Consider the following 18,022-nt stretch of genomic DNA (forward strand, 5'->3'; position numbering starts at 1 on the left):
CGCGATCTCGGCCTAAGAGCCGCCTGCGGCGGTTGGCCTCGAAACGCTCGCTGCGGCTCGCAGTCCGGGCCAAAGGCCCGAGAAGTCCCCCGAGGGGGGCGCTTGCGCCCCGGAAGTTTGGTCTGGAACCCAAACTTCCGTTGCCTAGAATGGGTTCAGATCGTTTTGGAAAAACTTCTCGCAGTCGATATTCATGATGACGCCGCGGCCCTCGACCTTGGCGATCGACTTCAAATATTTATCCGAGCTGTTGATCCCGAGATCGGGCGGGGGAGAGCTTTCGGAATCGTCGATGGTGAGCACCTCGACCACGCTGTCGACGATCAGCCCCACCTTCATGTCCCGGATAGAGACCACGATGATGCAGGTTTTGTCGTCGTAGGCGCGCTCCGGCTGGTTGAACTTGAGGCGCACATCGATCACCGGCGCGACCTTGCCGCGCAGGTTGATAATCCCCTTGATATAATTGGGCAGGCCGGGGACCCGGGTAATCATCGGCACATTCACGATGTCCAGCACGTGCGCCAGCTCGATCCCGTAGACGATCTTCCCCATATGGAAGGTCAGATAGCGGCCGTGCAGGTCATCCAGCCGTTCGGCGGTGTTCGCCGCTGTTGTCGCTTGGGCAGCCATCGTCACATTCTCCTCTCTTTGCTCAGGTTGAGCAGGTTATTGGCGTCAAGGATCAGGCTGATGCTGCCATCGCCGAGGATGGTGCAGCCCGAAAGCCCGATCTTTTTGACCGAGTATTTGTTCAGGAAGTTCGGGAACGGTTTGACAACCACCTGCTGCTCCCCGAGCAGCGCGTCCGCAAAGATACACGCCTTGTTTTCTCCCGATTCGATCAGCAGCAGGATGCCATCCTCCAGCTTGGTCACCTCGGTGGGCGCGTCGAAAAGCTGGTGCAGGCGGATCAGCGGGAAGCATTCGCCGCGGATCATGACCATTTCGGTGTCGTCGGTATTATAAAGGATGCGCACATCCTCCGAAACCTTGAAGCTCTGCTGGATCGAGGTGATCGACATGGTGTAGGTCGTGTCGCCCACCTGGAGCTCCATGCCGTCCACGATGGCCAGCGTCAGCGGGATCTTGATGGTGAAGGTCGAGCCTTCGCCGCGCTTGCTGTCGATCGTCAGGCTGCCGCCGATCTTCTCGATGTTCTGGCGCACAACGTCCATCCCGACGCCGCGCCCCGAATACTCGGTGACCTCCTGGTTGGTGGAGAACCCGGGCAGCATGATCATCCCGAAGATCTCGCGGTCGGTATACTCGCTCTCGGGCTTGGTGAGCAGGCCGCTTTCACGCGCCTTGCGCATGATCCGTTCGGTATCCAGCCCGCCGCCATCGTCCGAAATGATAATCACGATCTCGCCGCCCACGTTCTTGGCCTCCATCGAGACGCGGCCCACCGCGGGCTTGCCCGCCGCAATCCGCTCCTCGGTCGGCTCGATGCCATGGTCCATCGAGTTCCGGATCATGTGCATGAACGGGTCGCCGATCGCTTCGTTGATCGTTTTGTCCACCTCGGTCTCGCCGCCCGCTGTGACAAATTCCACTTCCTTGCCTAGCTTCTTGCTCATATCCCGCACGAGGCGCGCCATCTTCTGGAACACGCCCGAAAGCGGGACCATCCGGATCGACATGACGATGTCCTGGAGCTCGTCGGTGAGCTTGCGCAGCTCGCGGGTGGATTTGTTGAAGTTGTCGAGCTGAAGCCCGCGCAGGTCGGGGTTGCTCGCAACCATCGACTCGGTGGTCACCAGCTCGCCCACGAGGTCCATCAGCTGGTCGAGCTTGGTCTGGTTGACGCTCACAAGGCTCTGCTTGGCCTTGGGCAGGCCCGGCGTTGTCCCCGCGGGCTGTTGTGCCGGCTGTTTGGGCGGGGGGGCCTGCTGCGGCTTTTCGGCCTGCTGCACCGGGGCCGGCGCCGGCGCGGGTTCCGGCTCGCTGGCTGTGGGTGCGGGCGCGGCTTCCGGCGCGGGCTGGGCCGGCTCGATCGGCTCGTAGGACGAGACGTTCACCGCGTTTTCGATGACCTGATAAAGCTCCTCAAGCGGGACCGAGGGCTTGCAGATCACGAGGAAGCCGTTTTTGATGATCTCCGAACAGAGGCCGGCGTCGCTTTCGGGGTTGGCCGGGTCGGAGGTGATCTCCTCACAGAGGTCCTTGAGCTGGCTCATCAGCATGAATGCGCGGATGTTTTCCATCTGGCAGCCGTCCTCAAAGTGCACCCGGATCCGGCAGAAGCCGTCCGCCGGGGGCGCCTGCTCCGCCGGCGCTGCTGCCTGGGCCGGGCCGCCCGGCTCTTCGGGCGTGTCCTTGCCCTGCATCACCGCGGCCAGCCGTTCGAGCTGGTTGATCAGGGAAGTGGGGTCGCCGGTGGCGTCGTGGTCGTTCTGCACCTCTTCGATCTGCTCCTTGAAAAAGTCGGAGGACTGGAACACCAGTTCAAAAATCGCCTCCGAGACGCGGTCCATCCGGCTGGTATCCTCGCGGATGATGTAGAACACATCCTCCACCGCATGGGCAAGGGTGGAGATCCCTTTGAAATCCATCATTGCGGCAGAGCCTTTGATCGTATGCATGATCCGGAAGATTGCGTCAATATTATCGGAGTTGAAGCATTTTGACTTTTCGGAGTCAAGCAGAATCTCGTCGAGCTGGTCGAGTAGCGTGGTCGTTTCGTAAATAAAGACTTCCAGCATCGGTTCCATACTAGGGTCAATCGGCATATTCGCTCACCTGCTATCCTATAAAAATTCAGCCATGCTTTCCGGCCGGGACAGGGAACCCCTTCCCGGTGCAGCCGCGGGCATGGCCGACCCGCATCTACCCGGCGGTTGCCGTATTGGGGACGTGCCGGCGGCCGCCCCTGTCTCCTACCAGGGGCGGCCTGTCCGCGGAATGCCGACGTTTCCCTGCGCGGCATTCCCGGGCCCGGTACGGGACGTGACAGAGTGTGAATACCCCCACCCGTGCGATAAGGATAATCACAACTCTGTATAAACTATTCGACCACTTAAAAAAAAACTAAAGTGAAAAGCTTGTGTTTTTCACATTTTGTTCGATAATCACTAATATGAGGGCTTCAGAACACCTTCCGCAGGCCCTGCGGGGGCCAAAGGGCGTGGGCTGGGCCTCATATTTTCCGAAATTTCTGAAAGGCTGGGAGGCTTCGGGTCAGTGGCAGATATACTGAAAATTACAACCCCGTTGATCAACAAGTCGCAGCCGATGGACCCGAAAAGGCCGGCCGACGTCAACACGCAGTTTGACATCCACAATGTCAACCGGGTGGTCAAGCCGGCGACACAGGAGGAAATCCTCGCCCAGAACAACGGCCTGAACCAGCAGGAGGGCACCTCCGAGATGCTCCTGAGCCTGCTCAAGGACCCTTCGGTCGCCGCCAGCTCGCTGAAAAACCTCTACCTCATGCAGGAGCTGATCAAGCTGCTGCCGGTCAACAACGAGACGTTTACCAAGGAGATCCAGCAGCTTTTCGACCAGATGTTTGTTTCACAGGAGGAGATCGCGCCCGAGATGCTGCGGCAGGAGCAGATCACCACCGTTTTCAAGGGGGAGATGTTCGATTTCCTGCGCGAGCTGCTGGGGAAATACCCCGACCAGCGCGACCTGCGCGCCTCGGTCGTGAGCTTCCTCAAGGCGCTCAACCAGCATGGCTCCCGCGGCGCGATGCTCGAATCGGTGGCAAACAGCCTGGAATTCCTCTCGGAAAGCCTGGCGAGCAGCCATTCGATCTCCGAGCGGCTGATGCGGCTTGCCCAGCGGTTCCGCCAGCCGGGGGCCATGCAGAATTTTGACAACCTCAAGCGCGGCGCGCTCGCCCTTTTCAAAGAGGTGGAGGACAGCATCCTCTTTTCGCCCAAGCTGGCAAAGGTGCTTTCGATTGCCACCTACAACCTCTCGCGCTACAACGACAACCCCATGTTCATCCAGGAATCGACCGCGATGGTCCTTTCGCAGCTGCGCGGGGAGCAGGCGCGGGACCAGTTTGTGGAATATCTCAACCAGTATTTCTCCGGCGGGCAGCAGGAGGATTCCGCCGCCGCGCTGCAAAAACAGGCGGGGGAGAAGTCGGTCATGGACGTGATCGCGCGCCTGCTCGGCCGCAGGCCGGATTCGGATGAGCTGATGCTTTTAAACCCCGAGAAGGTGGAAAAGATCCTGCGCAGCCTGCTCTCCTCCCCCTGCAACTTCACGCCGCTCCTGCATTTTGTGGTGCCGGTGCAGTACGAGGACATCCGCTCGTTCGCCGAGATCTGGATCAACCAGAACGGCGAGGAGGACGACCGCCAGAACCGCGGCAGGGGCGGCAAATGCCTGCATATGCTGCTGGTCTTTGACATCAGCGACATCGGGCGGTTTGAGATGGAGCTTTATGTCCGCGAAAAGGTGATCGACCTTTCGCTCTTCTGCCCGCCGGGGTATTTGCAGGAATATACGGCGGCCCAGGCCGACCTTTCCCAGTGCCTGCGGGGGCTGGACTACCGGTTCGGCGAGATTCAGTTCAACCGGCTCGAGCGCCCGCGTTCGCTGATGGACGTGTTCCGCTCGCTGCCTTACAGGAGGACGGGCGTAGATGTCAAGGTCTAAAGCCAACCGCGACAAGCGCAATAAGGCGGTCGCACTGAAATATAATATGGAGGAGGACCCTTCCCCGATCGTCATTGCCTCGGGCTATGGGGAGATCGCCGAAAAGATTGTCACCGTTGCCGAAAAGCAGGGGATCCCCGTTTTCCGCGACGATAGCGCTGTTTCCCTGCTCTGTATGCTCGAGATCGGCTCGAATATCCCCGAGGAGCTTTATCAGGTGGTCGCGGCGATCTATGTCCAGCTGCTCGCCACCTCCAAAAAAATCAAGAATACCAGCCCCGGCAGCAGCGCTATGAAGGTGCTCGGCGCCAGCCTGTTTGGCGGTGAAGATTAGCTTTCGCTTTTTTGTGCAGCGGTGCAGCACCTTACCTTTTTAGAGGTGTGCCGCTTGCCAGCGGCAGGAGATGCCCGGTCCCGTCCGGGGTAGTGGCTCTTTTTGTGCAGCTGCGCAGCACCTTGCCTTTTTGATCAGTGTGCCGCGAGCGGCACAGGATGCCCGGTCCCGTCCGGGCGGACGGCTTGCTTTTTGCTTGTGCAAAAAGCAAGATAAAAAGCACACATAAGGGGGCCCCCCTTATGTATCCCCCGGAAGGGTGCCCGCCTTTGGCTGGGCGGAAGGGACACGCATGTCACAGCCCGCCCCGACCTGTTTTTTGCCCAGACAGGCCCCGCCCACTCGACCCGGGCTGTGCCGCAAAACCCCTCTGCACAGTGCCCGATCGGGCCGAGCTTCCCAGCTTGCCGGGGAGGGGCACACGGGGAGGGGTCGCTGACCCCTAACCCGTGAGGCGCATCCTGCCCGAGCGTCGCGCGTAAGCGCGCTTCGGGCTGAAAGCCCGAGAAGCGATGGGCGTTGTTTTGGTCGGGATTCCAAAACAACATGCGCCCCACCCCCCTTATGTATCCCCCGGAAGGGTGCCCGCCTTTGGCTGGGCGGAAAAGACACGCATGTCACAGCCCGCCCCGACCTGTTTTTTGTCCAGACAGACCACGCCCACTCGACCTAAGCCGCGCCGCAAAACCCCTCTGCACAGTGCCCGACCGGGCCGAGCCAGCCAGCTTGCCGGGGAGGGGCACACGGGGAGGGGTCGCTGACCCCTCGCCCGTGAGGCAGCCCGCAGGGTCGTCGCGGCGGATGCCGCGCTTCGGGCCGCAGGCCCGAGAAGACCCGAGGAAGGCGCGAGCGCCTATCCGTTTGGTCCGGGGCCAAACGGATGCTGCCCCGGAACCCAAAACGCCGCGCACCTTTGAGGAAGGCGCGAGCGCCTATCCGTTTGGTCCGGGGCCAAACGGATGCTGCCCCGGAACCCAAAACGCCGCGCACCTTTGAGGAAGGCGCAAGCGCCTATCCGTTTGGTCTGGCGCCAAACGGATGCTGCCCCGGAACCCAAAATGCTGCGCAGCCGCATTAGAAAAACCACCTTTGCGCCGCTTTATGCGTGCAGGGGTGGCTTTTTGGGCGAATGGTCCCTCAGCAGGGGCAGCCTGGTTTTCCTTCCGGGGCGGGGAAAATAAGCTCTGAAAAAAGTGCTTTTTGCATTTTTTACCCGGGGATGCTTGAAAAATCCCCGCAAATATACTATTATCATTGATGTAAGAAAGGGGCCACGAAATGGCGATGCAGCTGGATCGGTTCCAGGGGCTTTCCTGCGAACTGAAAAAGATGAACAATGACCCGGTTTCCATGGGACAGGTAATCGACGTAAATGAGGACATTCTTCAGATTCAGGCACCATTTGACTTCCCTTCTGACCTTGAGTACGGCACCAAGCTCAAGATGATTGCCACCGAGCCGAACGGCAGCTTTTCGATGCTGGTCGGCCATGTGGTCGAGGTGGAGGGGGCGCGCCTCTCCCTGCACGGCATCAACAATGTTAAGGAGTATACCAAGCGCCGGTTTTACCGGGTGGATACCACCATCAACGGGAAGGTTTACATGTCTGCCCCCGGGGGGGAGGGCAAACGGGAAGCGCTCCCGGTGGTGATCCGCAACATCAGCCTGAGCGGTATGCTTTTCCGCACCGACCGGATTTTTTCCGCCGAAACATCCGTCTGGCTCGACACCTCGTTCTTTTCCCGCGAGGGCGAGGACCTTCAGGCGGTGATCCTGCGCGGGCAGAAGTTCAACGACGGCATGGCCTATGGAGCCGATTTCGTCGACCTGCCCGACTGGCAGGAGGACCAGCTCTGCAATTTCATCTTCAGTATGCAGCGCAGGCGGGTGCGCACCAACTAGCGCCCCGCCGCAGGATCAGAAAGGAGCCTTTTGCAATGGCAATGCAACTGGATCAGCTGAACGGCCTTGCCTGCGAACTCAAACAGATGGATAACGCCCCGGTTTCGATCGGGCAGGTGGTCGCGGCCGAGGGGGAGGCCCTTCGGATTCAGGCGCCGTTCGATTTCCCGCCCGATCTCGCGGCGGGTACCAAGCTCAAGCTGACTGCTACCGCGCCGGACGGCAGTTTTTCGGTCCTGGCCGGCAATGTGGTCGAGGTGGGCGGGAGCCTCCTCACCCTGCATGGCATCAACAATGTCAAAGAATACGGCCAGCGGCGGTTTTTCCGGGTGGATGTCAACATCCCGGGGGAAATCCGCCAGGAGGGCCTGTTCGCCCGGCCGGACCCGATCCCGGTGGTGGTCCGCAACCTCAGCGTGGGCGGCGTGCTCTTCCGCTCTGAAAAAATATTCCTCCCCGAAACCGCCATCCGGCTCGATACCTCGTTTTTCTCCGGGGATGGGGAGGAGCTGCACGCAGTGATCCTGCGCGGCCAGCGGCTGGACGGCGGCATGGCTTACGGCGCCGACTTCGCCGAAATGCCCGACTGGCTGGAGGATCAGCTCTCCAATTTCATCTTCAGCATGCAGCGCGGACGCGCCCACTGAATGGACGTTTGCGCAGGGAAGGATGGTTCAATATGGCAGATGCTTTCCCCGTCCGCGGCGACGGACGGCTCATCTTCGCGCTCGATATCGGCACCCGCAGCGTCATCGGCGTGGCAGGCAGGGTGGAAGGCCCGCTGCTCAAGGTTTTAAAGGTCGACGCGCAGGAGCACAGCGAACGCGCTGTGGTCGACGGGCAGATCGAAAACATCGAGCAGACCGCCCGCATTGCCGGGCAGGTCAAAGAACGGATGGAACAGGAGCTCGGCTTCCCGTTCAAGGACGTTTATGTCGCGGCGGCAGGAAGGGTGCTCAAGACCCGCCGCGCGGTTTGCGAGATCGAGCTGGACGACAAACAGCCTGTGGACCAGCGGCAGCTCTCCCGGCTGGAAAGCCGCGCCTTGCAGCAGGCGTATGAGGAGCTGCTCGGCGATTCGGATGGGGACCTGCTTTCCTATTACTGTGTCGGCCACTCGGTGATCCGCTATACGCTGGACGGCTACACCTTTTCCACCCTGCTCGGCCACCGCGGCCGCAAGGCCACTGTCGAGCTGATCGGCACCTTCCTCCCCGGCGAGGTGGTCGAAAGCCTGTACGCCACCATGTCAAAGATCGGGCTGAGCATTGCCAGCGTCACCCTCGAGCCGATCGCCGCGATCAATGCGGTGATCCCGCAGGAGCTGCGGCTGCTCAATGTCGCGCTGGTCGATGTGGGCGCCGGCACTTCGGATATCGCTATCGCCAACGGCGGCAGCGTCTGCGCCTATACGATGGCCACCGTCGCGGGCGACGAGATCACCGAAAGCGTGATGCGCACCTTGCTTGTGGACTTCCAGGTCGCCGAGGAGATCAAGCGGCAGGCCAGCGAGGGCCGGCAGACGATCACCTATTGCGACATCCTCGGGTTTGAAAACAGCATCCCCTGCGACGAGCTGCTGGAAAAGATACATCCCGCGGTCGAAGAGCTGGCCGGCGAGATCAGCCGCAGCATCCTCGACGCCAACGGCGGCCCGCCTATGGCAGTCTTTATGGTGGGCGGCGGCAGCCGCACCCCCGGCCTTTGCAGGCTGGTTGCCCAGGGGCTGGGCGTGGACGAGAAAAAAGTCGCCATCGGCGGCAACAACTATATGAAACGGATGGTGGATACCGAGCCGCAGTATGTCAGCGCCGAGTACGCCACCCCCATCGGCATTGCCATCACCGCTATGACCGCTTCCGGCAAGGAGGAGCTTTCGGTCGTGCTCAACGGCGAGCGGGTCCGGATGCTCGGCGCAGGCTCCTCCAATGTGCTCGAAGCCCTGCTGCGCGGCGGCTACCAGTACAGCCAGATCATGGGGCGGTCGGGCAGGAACGCCACCTTCGCGCTCGACGGGGAACGGCAGATCGTCCGCGGCGGTATGCCCACGCTTGCGGCCTTTGAGGTCAACGGCCGGCCCGCCAACATCACAACCCCGCTCCAGCCGGGCGACGAGATCAAGTTTACCCCTGCGGTCAACGGAGAGGACGCCGCACCGCTCCTGCGCGATATCCTCGGCGGCTGGGAAGCGTTCGAGGTCCTGCTCGACGGGGAACCCTGCCCGGCAGGCGTCAGCGCACTCTGCGGCGGGGAAGCGCTCACCGGCGACAGCGTGATCCACGATTCCGACGTCATCGAAACCTGCCGGGTATTCACCCTTGCGGACCTGTTCGAAACCCAGGGGATCATCCCCGACCTCGCGCTGCTGACTGTCAACGGGGAGCCGTGTGAGCATCCCGAAACCTACCGCCTCCGGCCGGGCGACGACATCCAGCTGCTCGGCGGGGCGTCCGCCATCCCGGAGCCTGCCCCGGCGCACCGGCAGGTCCCGGTTGGACAGCCTGTCGCACCCGAACCCGAACCCCCGGCGGTCCGGCGCGGCCCGGTGCAGATCATCCTGAACGGGGAGCCGTGTGAGCTTCCTCCGAAACCGGACGGGTCCCCGGTGCAGTTTTTCGATGTGCTCAATTTCGTCGAGATCGACCCGTCCAGGCCCCAGGGGGACCTTGTTGTCAGCCGCAACGGCCGCCCCGCTTCCTATATTGAACCGGTCCTCACCGGCGACCAGATCGAGGTCTATTGGAAAAGGTAGTCTTGCTTTTTTGTGCAGCTGCGCGGCACCTTGCCTTTTTAAGAGGTGTGCCGTAAGCGGCACCGGGATGCGGGGTATCCGCCCCCGCGCGGGGACTCTTTCTGTGCAGCGGTGCAGCACGTTACTTTATTTTAAGAGGTGTGCCGCGAGCGGCAGAGGATGCCCGGTCCCGTCCGGGGTAGTGGCTCTTTTTGTGCAGCTGCGCAGCACCTTGCCTTTTTAAGAGGTGTGCCGCGAGCGGCACCGGGATGCGGGGTATCCGCCCCCGCGCGGCGGGTCCCTTTTCGGATGCACGAAAAGGGACCAAAAGTGCACATAAGGGGGAAGCCCCCTTATGGAACCCCCGGAAGGGTGCCCGCCTTTGGCTGGGCGGAAAAGACACGCATGTCACAGCCCGCCCCGACCTGTTTTTTGCCCAGACAGGCCCCGCCCACTCGACCCGGGCCGTGCCGCAAAACCCCATTACACAGTGCCCGACCGGGCCGAGCCAGCCAGCTTGCCGGGGTGGGGCACACGGGGAGGGGTCGCTGACCCATCGCCCGTGAGGCAGCCCGCAGGGTCGTCGCGGCGTATGCCGCGCTTCGGGCCGCAGGCCCGAGAAGACCCGAGGAAGGCGCGAGCGCCTATCCGTTTGGTCTGGGGCCAAACGGATGCTGCCTTTGACCCCTCGCCCGTGAGGCGCATCCTGCCCGAGCGTCGCGCGTAAGCGCGCTTCGGGCTGAAAGCCCGAGAAGCGAAGGGCGTTGTTTTGGTCGGGAACCCAAAACAACATGCGCCCGGTGGCCAAACGGATGCTGCCCTGGAACCCAAACTTGCGTTGCCTTGGGATAATAGAGAATACAGGATTTTTCCTGTTCTGTATAAATTGTTCACAAGAATTGATGAAGAGAGGCACAGATTATGGAAACCTATATTGTCCGTCAGCCGATACTCGACCGCTCCAAACAGGTGATTGCTTACGAAATCCTCTACAAGGAGGACGAAAGCTCCCTCTTTCAGCAGCGGGACTCCCGGGTTGCCAACGCAATCGAGGAGTTCCTCACCGAGTTAAGCAGCGAGAGCTTCCTCGGCGGGAAGGCAGCGTTCCTGACCTTTACCCCGAATCTGCTGATGAAGAACATCCCGAAGATGTTCTCGCCCGACCGCCTGGTCATCCAGATCGAGGACAACTCGATCATCCATCCGGTGGCGCAGAAGATGATCTACCGCTACAAGAAGCAGGGGTATAAACTCGCCATCCGGGACTTTGAATTCTCCCCGCGCTATTTCAGCATCATGGACGCGGTGGATTATGTCAAGGTCAATTTCGGCAGGGTGGGCAACGGTCTGCTCTCCGAATCCTCGCTGAAAAATGTTGTGGACATCGCGCACAGCTTCGGCAAACAGGTGGTTGCCTACCAGGTAAACTCCCCGGCCGCCCGCGACCTTGCGCAGGAGCTGTCCTGCGAATTTACACAGGGCACCTGTGTTGCCGAGCAGACCGCCTCCAAGGTGCACCGGGTGGACCACATGCAGAGCAACTTCTTCCAGCTGATGGTTGCCGTTGCGCGTGACGAGCCGGATGTGGAGGAGATCACCCAGATCATCTCCCGCGACGTCGCGCTCGCCTTCTCGCTCATGAAGCTGGTCAACTCGGCTTATTTCGCCCTGCGCAACCGGGCAAAGTCGATCCAGCAGGCGCTGGTCATCCTCGGCATCGGCCAGCTCAAGCAGTGGATCTACCTGCTCTCGTTCAAGCAGGAGAGCGGCGGCACCTCCGAGGAGCTGATCAAAACCTCCTTCCTGCGCGCCACCTTCTGCCAGGAGCTGGCAAAGCATATCGAAAGCCTGCCGATCTCTTCGGCTGAAGCCTATATGCTGGGTATGTTCTCCACCCTTGACCAGCTCATGGAGCTCCCGCTCGACATGGTGCTCGCGGAGCTGCCGGTGGCGCAGGAGATCAAGGAAGCCCTGCTGACCAAAGAGGGGAAATGCGGCTACCTCTATCAGCTCGTGCTCTGCTATGAGAGCGCGGACTGGGGCCAGATGACCCATTACGCCGAGCTGCTCGGCCTGCCGATGAACATTATCACCCAGATCTATTTCGACTCGGTCGAGAGCGTCAACGCGATCTGGAGCACCCTGCTCAAGCCCGGCCAGGCCGAAACCGAACAGGCCGCCGAAGCGCTCGAGCAGGAGATGTCCTCCAAATAGCACAATAGGCAGCACCCCTTTTTATGCATTATGATGGCGCCGCCCTCGTTTTTGACTGAAAATTTCATTTTTTTTGCATAAACCCCTTGCATTTTACAAAAAATGAGCGATAATTAATTAATAGCCAAGGTATGCAGGGGATGTGACGGTTGTCCTTTTGCAGGTGGGAATTTTTTTTCAGCCAGAGGAGGAATTTGTCTTGTTCAAAAACATGAAAATCAGGACTAAAATCCTGAGCGGGTTCGGAATGGCAATCATCATGTATATCATTTCGATCTGTGTGGGTGTTGTCAGCCTGAGCAGCGTGTCCAACGCGCTGGACCGGTTTTACCATAACCCCTACCCGATGGTCAAGGCAGCTTCAGACTGCCAGACGGTTACGAAAGAGGTGCAGCTCGATGTTTACCGCGCGTTCGTGGCGGAGACCCCGGAGCGGCTTCAGAGCGCCCTCGCCGCGATTGAGGCCCAGAAGAGTGCGCGTGATGCGGCGATGGCCGAGCTGCGCGCTTCCCATATCGGCGAACAGCAGCTCCTGGTAGCGGTTGAAAACTCGATCGCTGCCACTGCCGAGCCGCGCGACCGCGCTCTCAAGCTGATTCAGCAGGGCAAAAAGGACGAGGCGCTGGCAACGATCCAGAATGACTACCGCAACTCCTGCGACACCTTCCAGAACGATCTGGAGGCTCTGATCGCTTATGGTGACCAGATGGCCGTTTCGTTCTATGACGAAGGGATCAGCATCCGGAATTTCTGCATCCTGCTGTTCTCGATCCTCGCGATTGTAAGCGTCGGGATCATGATGGTGCTGACTGTGAATATCTCCAAGAGCCTGACCCGCCCGATCATCGAGCTGGAAGGCGCGATGCAGAAGCTCTCCAAGGGCGACCTGAAGGCAACGGTTACCTATTCTTCACGCGATGAGCTTGGTTCGCTGGCCGACAGCCTGCGTACGGTTATGAATACGCTCTCCGCTTATGTCAACGACATCAGCGGCAAGCTGGGGATGATTGCGGGCGGCAACCTCAACACCGAGATGGAGATGGAGTACGCGGGCGACTTTGCACCAATCCGGGCTTCCGGGAACCAGATCATCGACTCGCTCAACAACACCCTCGGGCAGATCAACCAGTCGGCCGAGCAGGTCGCAAGCGGTTCCGAGCAGGTCTCGAGCGGCGCGCAGGCGCTCTCACAGGGTGCTACCGAGCAGGCAAGCTCGGTCGAAGAGCTTGCCGCGACCATCAACGAGCTTTCCGGGCAGGTCAACAATACGGCCAGCAATGCACGTGATGTCAACAACCTTGTGGCTTCCACCCGCGACGCGATCGACGGCTGCAACCAGCAGATGGGCGACATGATGCACGCGATGGAGAAGATCAACACCAGCTCTTCCGAGATCGGCAAGATCATCAAAACCATAGAGGACATCGCGTTCCAGACAAACATCCTCGCGCTCAATGCCGCAGTCGAGGCGGCCCGCGCAGGCGCTGCGGGCAAGGGCTTTGCGGTTGTGGCGGACGAGGTGCGCAACCTTGCCAGCAAATCCGCGGAAGCGGCTAAGAATACCACCACTTTGATCGAAGGCTCGCTCAAGGCGGTCGAGGAAGGCAACGAGTTCTCAAATGCAACCCAGCAGTCGCTCCTGCAGGTGGTCCAGCATACCGAGCAGGTCGCTGAGGCGATGGACAAGATTACCAAGGCTTCGGATGACCAGGCCGAGGCGATCAAGCAGGTCACGGTCGGAATCGACCAGATCTCCGCGGTTGTCCAGACCAACTCCGCAACTGCCGAGCAATCTGCCGCGGCAAGCCAGGAGCTTTCCAGCCAGGCGAACGTCCTCAAAGGGCTGGTCGGCCAGTTCTCCCTCAAGGGCGGTTCCGCTGCCGGGGGTGGCGCCAACGGGCTTTCTTACTCGTATGTCCCCGATAGCTTTGATTTCGACGATTCCAAATATTGATCCGTATCTGATCCGGGTGGGATGACCTCCCGCCCGGATCAGGAAGCAGCCCGAAAACCGTCTGGGCCGGCTTCCCCAATCAACAGACATCGCGCCCCTCAGACATCCGGAAATTCTATTACGGGATGGATGTCCCCAGGCCGCAGGGTATCCTTGTTGCCCGACATAGGCTATGTCGGGGGGGACGCATCTTCCCGTCGCGTCCCCCAATTCCTCCTCTGGGTTTTTTCTTTGCCTTTTTGTGCCTTTTTTATGTATTTTGTTACCCGTACTCTTGCTGAAAAATTTTCCTCATATTTTTTGTGCATATCGCTTGTTTTTTCCGTTTACCTGCCGAAAAGGGATATATGAGTTTCTTTTATTTCGTTTTCGGTGGGTTCCCTGCGGGGAAAACCTTACTAATTTTAAATCTCTAAGGAGGCGTTTTCCGGTGTTCAAAAATCTAAAGGTCAGGACAAAAATCCTGACCGGATTCGGGACTGTTATGGTTCTTTATATCATCGCAGTCATCGCAAGTGCAATAGGCCTGTCCAGTGTTGCAGATGGGCTGCAAGATTTCTATTACAAACCCTATCCAATGGTTCAGTATGCGCTCAAGGCGCAGGCAATCACCAAAGAAATCCAGCTTGACATGTATCGTGCATATGCAAGCAAGGATAACGCCACCATCCAGGGCTACCTCGACAACGCAAACAAAGAGGCCGAAACCATGGTTTCCAACCTCAACCAGCTCCGCGAAAGCTATGTTGGAGAACCCTCCCTCCTGACGAAGGTGGAGGAGACCTCTTCTGTCACTATCAGCGCCCGCAACAAGCTGCGGGAAATGATGCTGACCGAAGACAAGGATACCATCCTCGCGATGATCCAGGGGGACTATCGCACCGCCTGCGCCAACTATCAGACCGCATTGGACGAGCTGGTCGCTGGGGCGAGCACAGTGGCTGACAGCTATTACCGCACCGGAAGCGTCACAAAACTATATTGCATGGCGATCCTCTTTACATTGGCAGGCGTCAGCCTGATCCTTACGGTTTTGCTCACCATCAGCATCTCCCGCAACCTCACCCGCCCGATTTTTGAGCTGGAAGCGGCTGTCAAAGGGATGGCTAAGGGTGACCTGCATGGGATTGTTACCTATCAGTCGAAGGATGAGCTGGGCGAACTGGCGGAAAACCTGCGGTTTGTTCTGGCAACCCTTTCGGATTACGTCAAGCATATCAGCGGCAAACTCAAGATGCTGGCGGACGGCAACTTCAACACCGAGATGGATATGGAATATCTCGGCGATTTTGCTTCGATCCGCGTTTCCGGAAACCAGATCATTGAGGCGCTCAACAACACCCTCGGGCAGATCAACCAGTCGGCCGAGCAGGTCTCGAGCGGTTCCGAGCAGGTCTCGAGCGGCGCGCAGGCGCTCTCGCAGGGCGCTACCGAGCAGGCAAGCTCGGTTGAAGAGCTTGCCGCTACCATCAACGAGCTTTCCGGCCAGGTCACCAATACTGCCAGCAATGCGCGTGATGTCAACAATCTGATCGACTCCACCCGCGACGCGATCGACGGCTGCAACCAGCAGATGGGCGACATGATGCACGCGATGGAGAAGATCAACACCAGCTCTTCCGAGATCGGCAAGATCATCAAAACCATAGAGGACATCGCGTTCCAGACAAACATCCTCGCGCTCAATGCCGCAGTCGAGGCGGCCCGCGCAGGCGCTGCGGGCAAGGGCTTTGCGGTTGTGGCGGACGAGGTGCGCAACCTTGCCAGCAAATCCGCGGAAGCGGCTAAAAATACGACCACCCTCATCGAAGGCTCGCTCAAGGCGGTCGAGGAAGGCAACGAGTTCTCGGGCGCGACCCAGCAGTCGCTCTTGCAGGTTGTCGAACACGCCGAGCAGATCGCCAGTTCGATGGCTCAGATTACACAGGCAACCGACGACCAGGCCGAAGCGATCAAACAGATCACGCTGGGAATCGACCAGATCTCCGCAGTTGTCCAGACCAACTCCGCAACTTCCGAGCAGTCCGCTGCGGCAAGCCAGGAGCTTTCCAGCCAGGCGAACGTCCTCAAAGGGCTGGTCGGCCAGTTCTCCCTCAAGGGGTATTCTGCTGGCAACAGTTCCAGCCTCTCTTATTCCTATGTCCCTGACAGCCTTGATTTCGACGATTCCAAGTATTGAGAATTGAGCGGAATCCTGTGCGACAGGTATTCTACCGCTTTTCCCCCCCGGGCAGTTGTTTCCCACATGACTGCCCGGAGGGGAAGACTTTGTGTTTTTATACATCCTTTTTGAAAAATCCTCCGGCCCAGCTGCGCAGGTCCTCTCCGCAGCCCTTCCCGGGGGGTTTTCTCTTTTAAATCCATACCAAAGCGGTACCCCGAGCGAGCTTCCGGGGCCCTCTCCTTCGGAGGGGAACCTGGGCGCTGAACAGTGGCCGCGGTGGATCCCACAATCCCGAAAAAAGCGCTGATTCCGATTTTTCAAACGGCTCCTGGACAAGTTTTTTTGCTGCGGGGGAAAAATCTGTCCCCATTCGCGGGGAAAACAGGTTATTTTATTAGAAAATCACAGCACCCCATGCAGTATTTTCCTCTTCTGCACACACTATATAGTCGAACCATTCAAAAATAAGCGCTTATTTTTGAATGGCAGGTCTCCGGCGACTATACAGCCTGAAGCGGGATAGGCGTAAACAGCCTCACGCGGCGTTCCCGCCGCGGACCTGAAAAATATCAAAGGGATTTTTTCAGATGCTTCGATGGAAAACACAGAGAGGAAACAACCAGTTCACAGAAGAAGGAGCGTTGTATGATGAAAAAGAGAATTGCAGCCGTATTTGCGGCATTGATGATGACCGTTTCGGGAAACCTGACCGCTTTCGCCGCCAACCAGACTGAAAAAGACATTCAGGTACTGGGTGGCCCGCCGATCTCGGAGAATGGAATCCAGTACCGCTCGGATGATGCGGTCGTGCCCAACCAGACCGTCTATTTCCTGCTGCCCGACAACGTGGGCGACTACCTCAAGGATGAGGACTATTTCCGCATGACCGTCCGCAAGGAGAAAAACGGCAAGCTGGTCAAATCGGTCAAGCTGGTTGAGAAAATCCTCACCAAGGACTCAAAAATCAAATATCCGGTCAAAACCTTTAAAAGAACCAGCGTCTGGGACACCGAGGAGGTCACAGGATACGCCCGCAATACCTACATTGCAGTTGATCTCAACGAGCTGCTGGACGACGAGGAGTACAAGGTCTCGATCCGCCTGAACTTTACCGCCCGCCGCAGCATCCCCGAAATGTGCTACGGCCACACCCCGCCAACCATCGCGAAGGATGGGCAAAGGTCAAAGTTCACCTCCGCGATGTCGCAGGGGGAGCGCCTGCCGATTGATGTGGAATTCTTCGTCAAAAACCGCGAGGACAGGGGAGATGCCAGCATCTCCCTCGGGCTGAACCAGGGTAAAACGGTCAAGCCGATTGCCAACGAGACCAACGAAGTCCTCTTCGAGGGCGAGGACGTGATCGCCAGCGTGCTCTTCAATGTGAGCAGCAATCCCGACAGTTTCTATGCCAAGATGAGCACCAAATGGAGCGGCGAACTGCTCCGGAAGTTCCGGAATACCGACGCGGTGATCCGGGTGTTCACCCCTGCGACCATCGACGCGACCAGCCGCGCCACGCTGCGTCTCTATAATCCCTTCTACGAGGACAGCGATATCCAGCCCGAGGACTGCTATATTTATCATGTGAACAGCAGCGGCAAGATCACCGATGTTTCCGGCCAGTTCTCCTACGACAGCAATGAGGATGCGTTCGTCACCCGTACCCGCACCCTCAGCACCTGGATCATCTCACCGGTTGAGGTCAAGCTCTAAATAGGGATGCCGCCTTCCGGCGGCAGGGAATGCGGGGACTGTTTCTGTGCAGCTGCGCGGCACATTGCCTTTTTAAAGAAGAATGCCGCCTTCCGGCGGCAGAGGATGCGGGGTATCCGCCCCCGCGCGGCGGGTCCCTTTTCGGATGCACGAAAAGGAACCAAAAGTGCATTTAAGGGGCGACGCCCCTTAAAGAACCCCGCGCCCCCCGACAAGCGCTCATGCTCAGGGCTGATTTGCACCCTCGGATGCCCCCAGACGATGGTGGGAGATGTACAGCGGTGCAGTACCTTACCTTTTTGAGAGGTGTGCCGCGAACGGCACAGGATGCCCGGTCCCGTCCGGGCGGACGGCTTGTTTTTTGCTTGTGCAAAAAGCAAGGTAAAAAGCACACAT

Annotated in this window: 11 protein-coding genes; 9 read left to right on the forward strand and 2 right to left on the reverse strand. The window is 59.2% G+C overall.

From position 1 onward, the window contains the following. Window positions 1-144: 144 nt before the first annotated feature. Entirely contained in the window at window positions 145-633 is a 489-nt protein-coding gene (locus D5269_RS14190; RefSeq protein WP_016317919.1) for a chemotaxis protein CheW, read from the reverse strand. Between the two features lie 2 nt (window positions 634-635). After that, window positions 636-2,732: a chemotaxis protein CheA gene (locus tag D5269_RS14195; RefSeq protein ID WP_016317920.1), complete on the reverse strand. Its 2,097-nt coding sequence runs from the start codon at window positions 2,730-2,732 to the stop codon at window positions 636-638. Window positions 2,733-3,183: 451 nt separating this feature from the next. On the opposite strand from D5269_RS14195, the gene D5269_RS14200 reads away from it, so the two are divergent. From D5269_RS14200 to D5269_RS14240, 9 genes are all read left to right on the forward strand, one after another. Beyond that, window positions 3,184-4,614, forward strand: coding sequence for a hypothetical protein (locus D5269_RS14200; RefSeq protein WP_016317921.1), 1,431 nt, complete (start codon window positions 3,184-3,186; stop codon window positions 4,612-4,614). Then, window positions 4,601-4,948, forward strand: coding sequence for an EscU/YscU/HrcU family type III secretion system export apparatus switch protein (locus D5269_RS14205; RefSeq protein WP_016317922.1), 348 nt, complete (start codon window positions 4,601-4,603; stop codon window positions 4,946-4,948). Before D5269_RS14200 ends, D5269_RS14205 begins: the two co-directional genes overlap by 14 nt. Before the next feature lie 1,278 nt (window positions 4,949-6,226). Continuing rightward, window positions 6,227-6,850 (forward strand): PilZ domain-containing protein, encoded by a 624-nt coding sequence (locus D5269_RS14210; RefSeq protein ID WP_120486784.1) that lies wholly within the window; start codon window positions 6,227-6,229, stop codon window positions 6,848-6,850. A gap of 35 nt (window positions 6,851-6,885) precedes the next feature. Next, entirely contained in the window at window positions 6,886-7,497 is a 612-nt protein-coding gene (locus tag D5269_RS14215) for a PilZ domain-containing protein (protein WP_120486783.1), read from the forward strand. A 32-nt stretch (window positions 7,498-7,529) separates the two neighbouring features. Continuing rightward, window positions 7,530-9,602: a cell division FtsA domain-containing protein gene (locus tag D5269_RS14220; protein ID WP_120486782.1), complete on the forward strand. Its 2,073-nt coding sequence runs from the start codon at window positions 7,530-7,532 to the stop codon at window positions 9,600-9,602. 900 nt (window positions 9,603-10,502) lie between these two features. Continuing rightward, window positions 10,503-11,795, forward strand: coding sequence for an HDOD domain-containing protein (locus D5269_RS14225; protein WP_016317927.1), 1,293 nt, complete (start codon window positions 10,503-10,505; stop codon window positions 11,793-11,795). A gap of 199 nt (window positions 11,796-11,994) precedes the next feature. After that, complete coding sequence (locus D5269_RS14230) at window positions 11,995-13,749, forward strand: methyl-accepting chemotaxis protein (RefSeq protein WP_166545189.1); 1,755 nt, start codon at window positions 11,995-11,997, stop codon at window positions 13,747-13,749. A gap of 430 nt (window positions 13,750-14,179) precedes the next feature. Then, window positions 14,180-15,928, forward strand: coding sequence for a methyl-accepting chemotaxis protein (locus D5269_RS14235; protein WP_166545190.1), 1,749 nt, complete (start codon window positions 14,180-14,182; stop codon window positions 15,926-15,928). A gap of 630 nt (window positions 15,929-16,558) precedes the next feature. Next, a complete protein-coding gene (locus D5269_RS14240; protein ID WP_120487325.1) occupies window positions 16,559-17,626 on the forward strand; it encodes a hypothetical protein in 1,068 nt (355 codons plus the stop codon). The last annotated feature ends 396 nt before the right edge of the window (window positions 17,627-18,022 follow it).

The sequence above is a fragment of the Anaerotruncus sp. 1XD42-93 genome, from assembly GCF_009917605.1.
GTDB lineage: Bacteria > Bacillota > Clostridia > Oscillospirales > Ruminococcaceae > Anaerotruncus.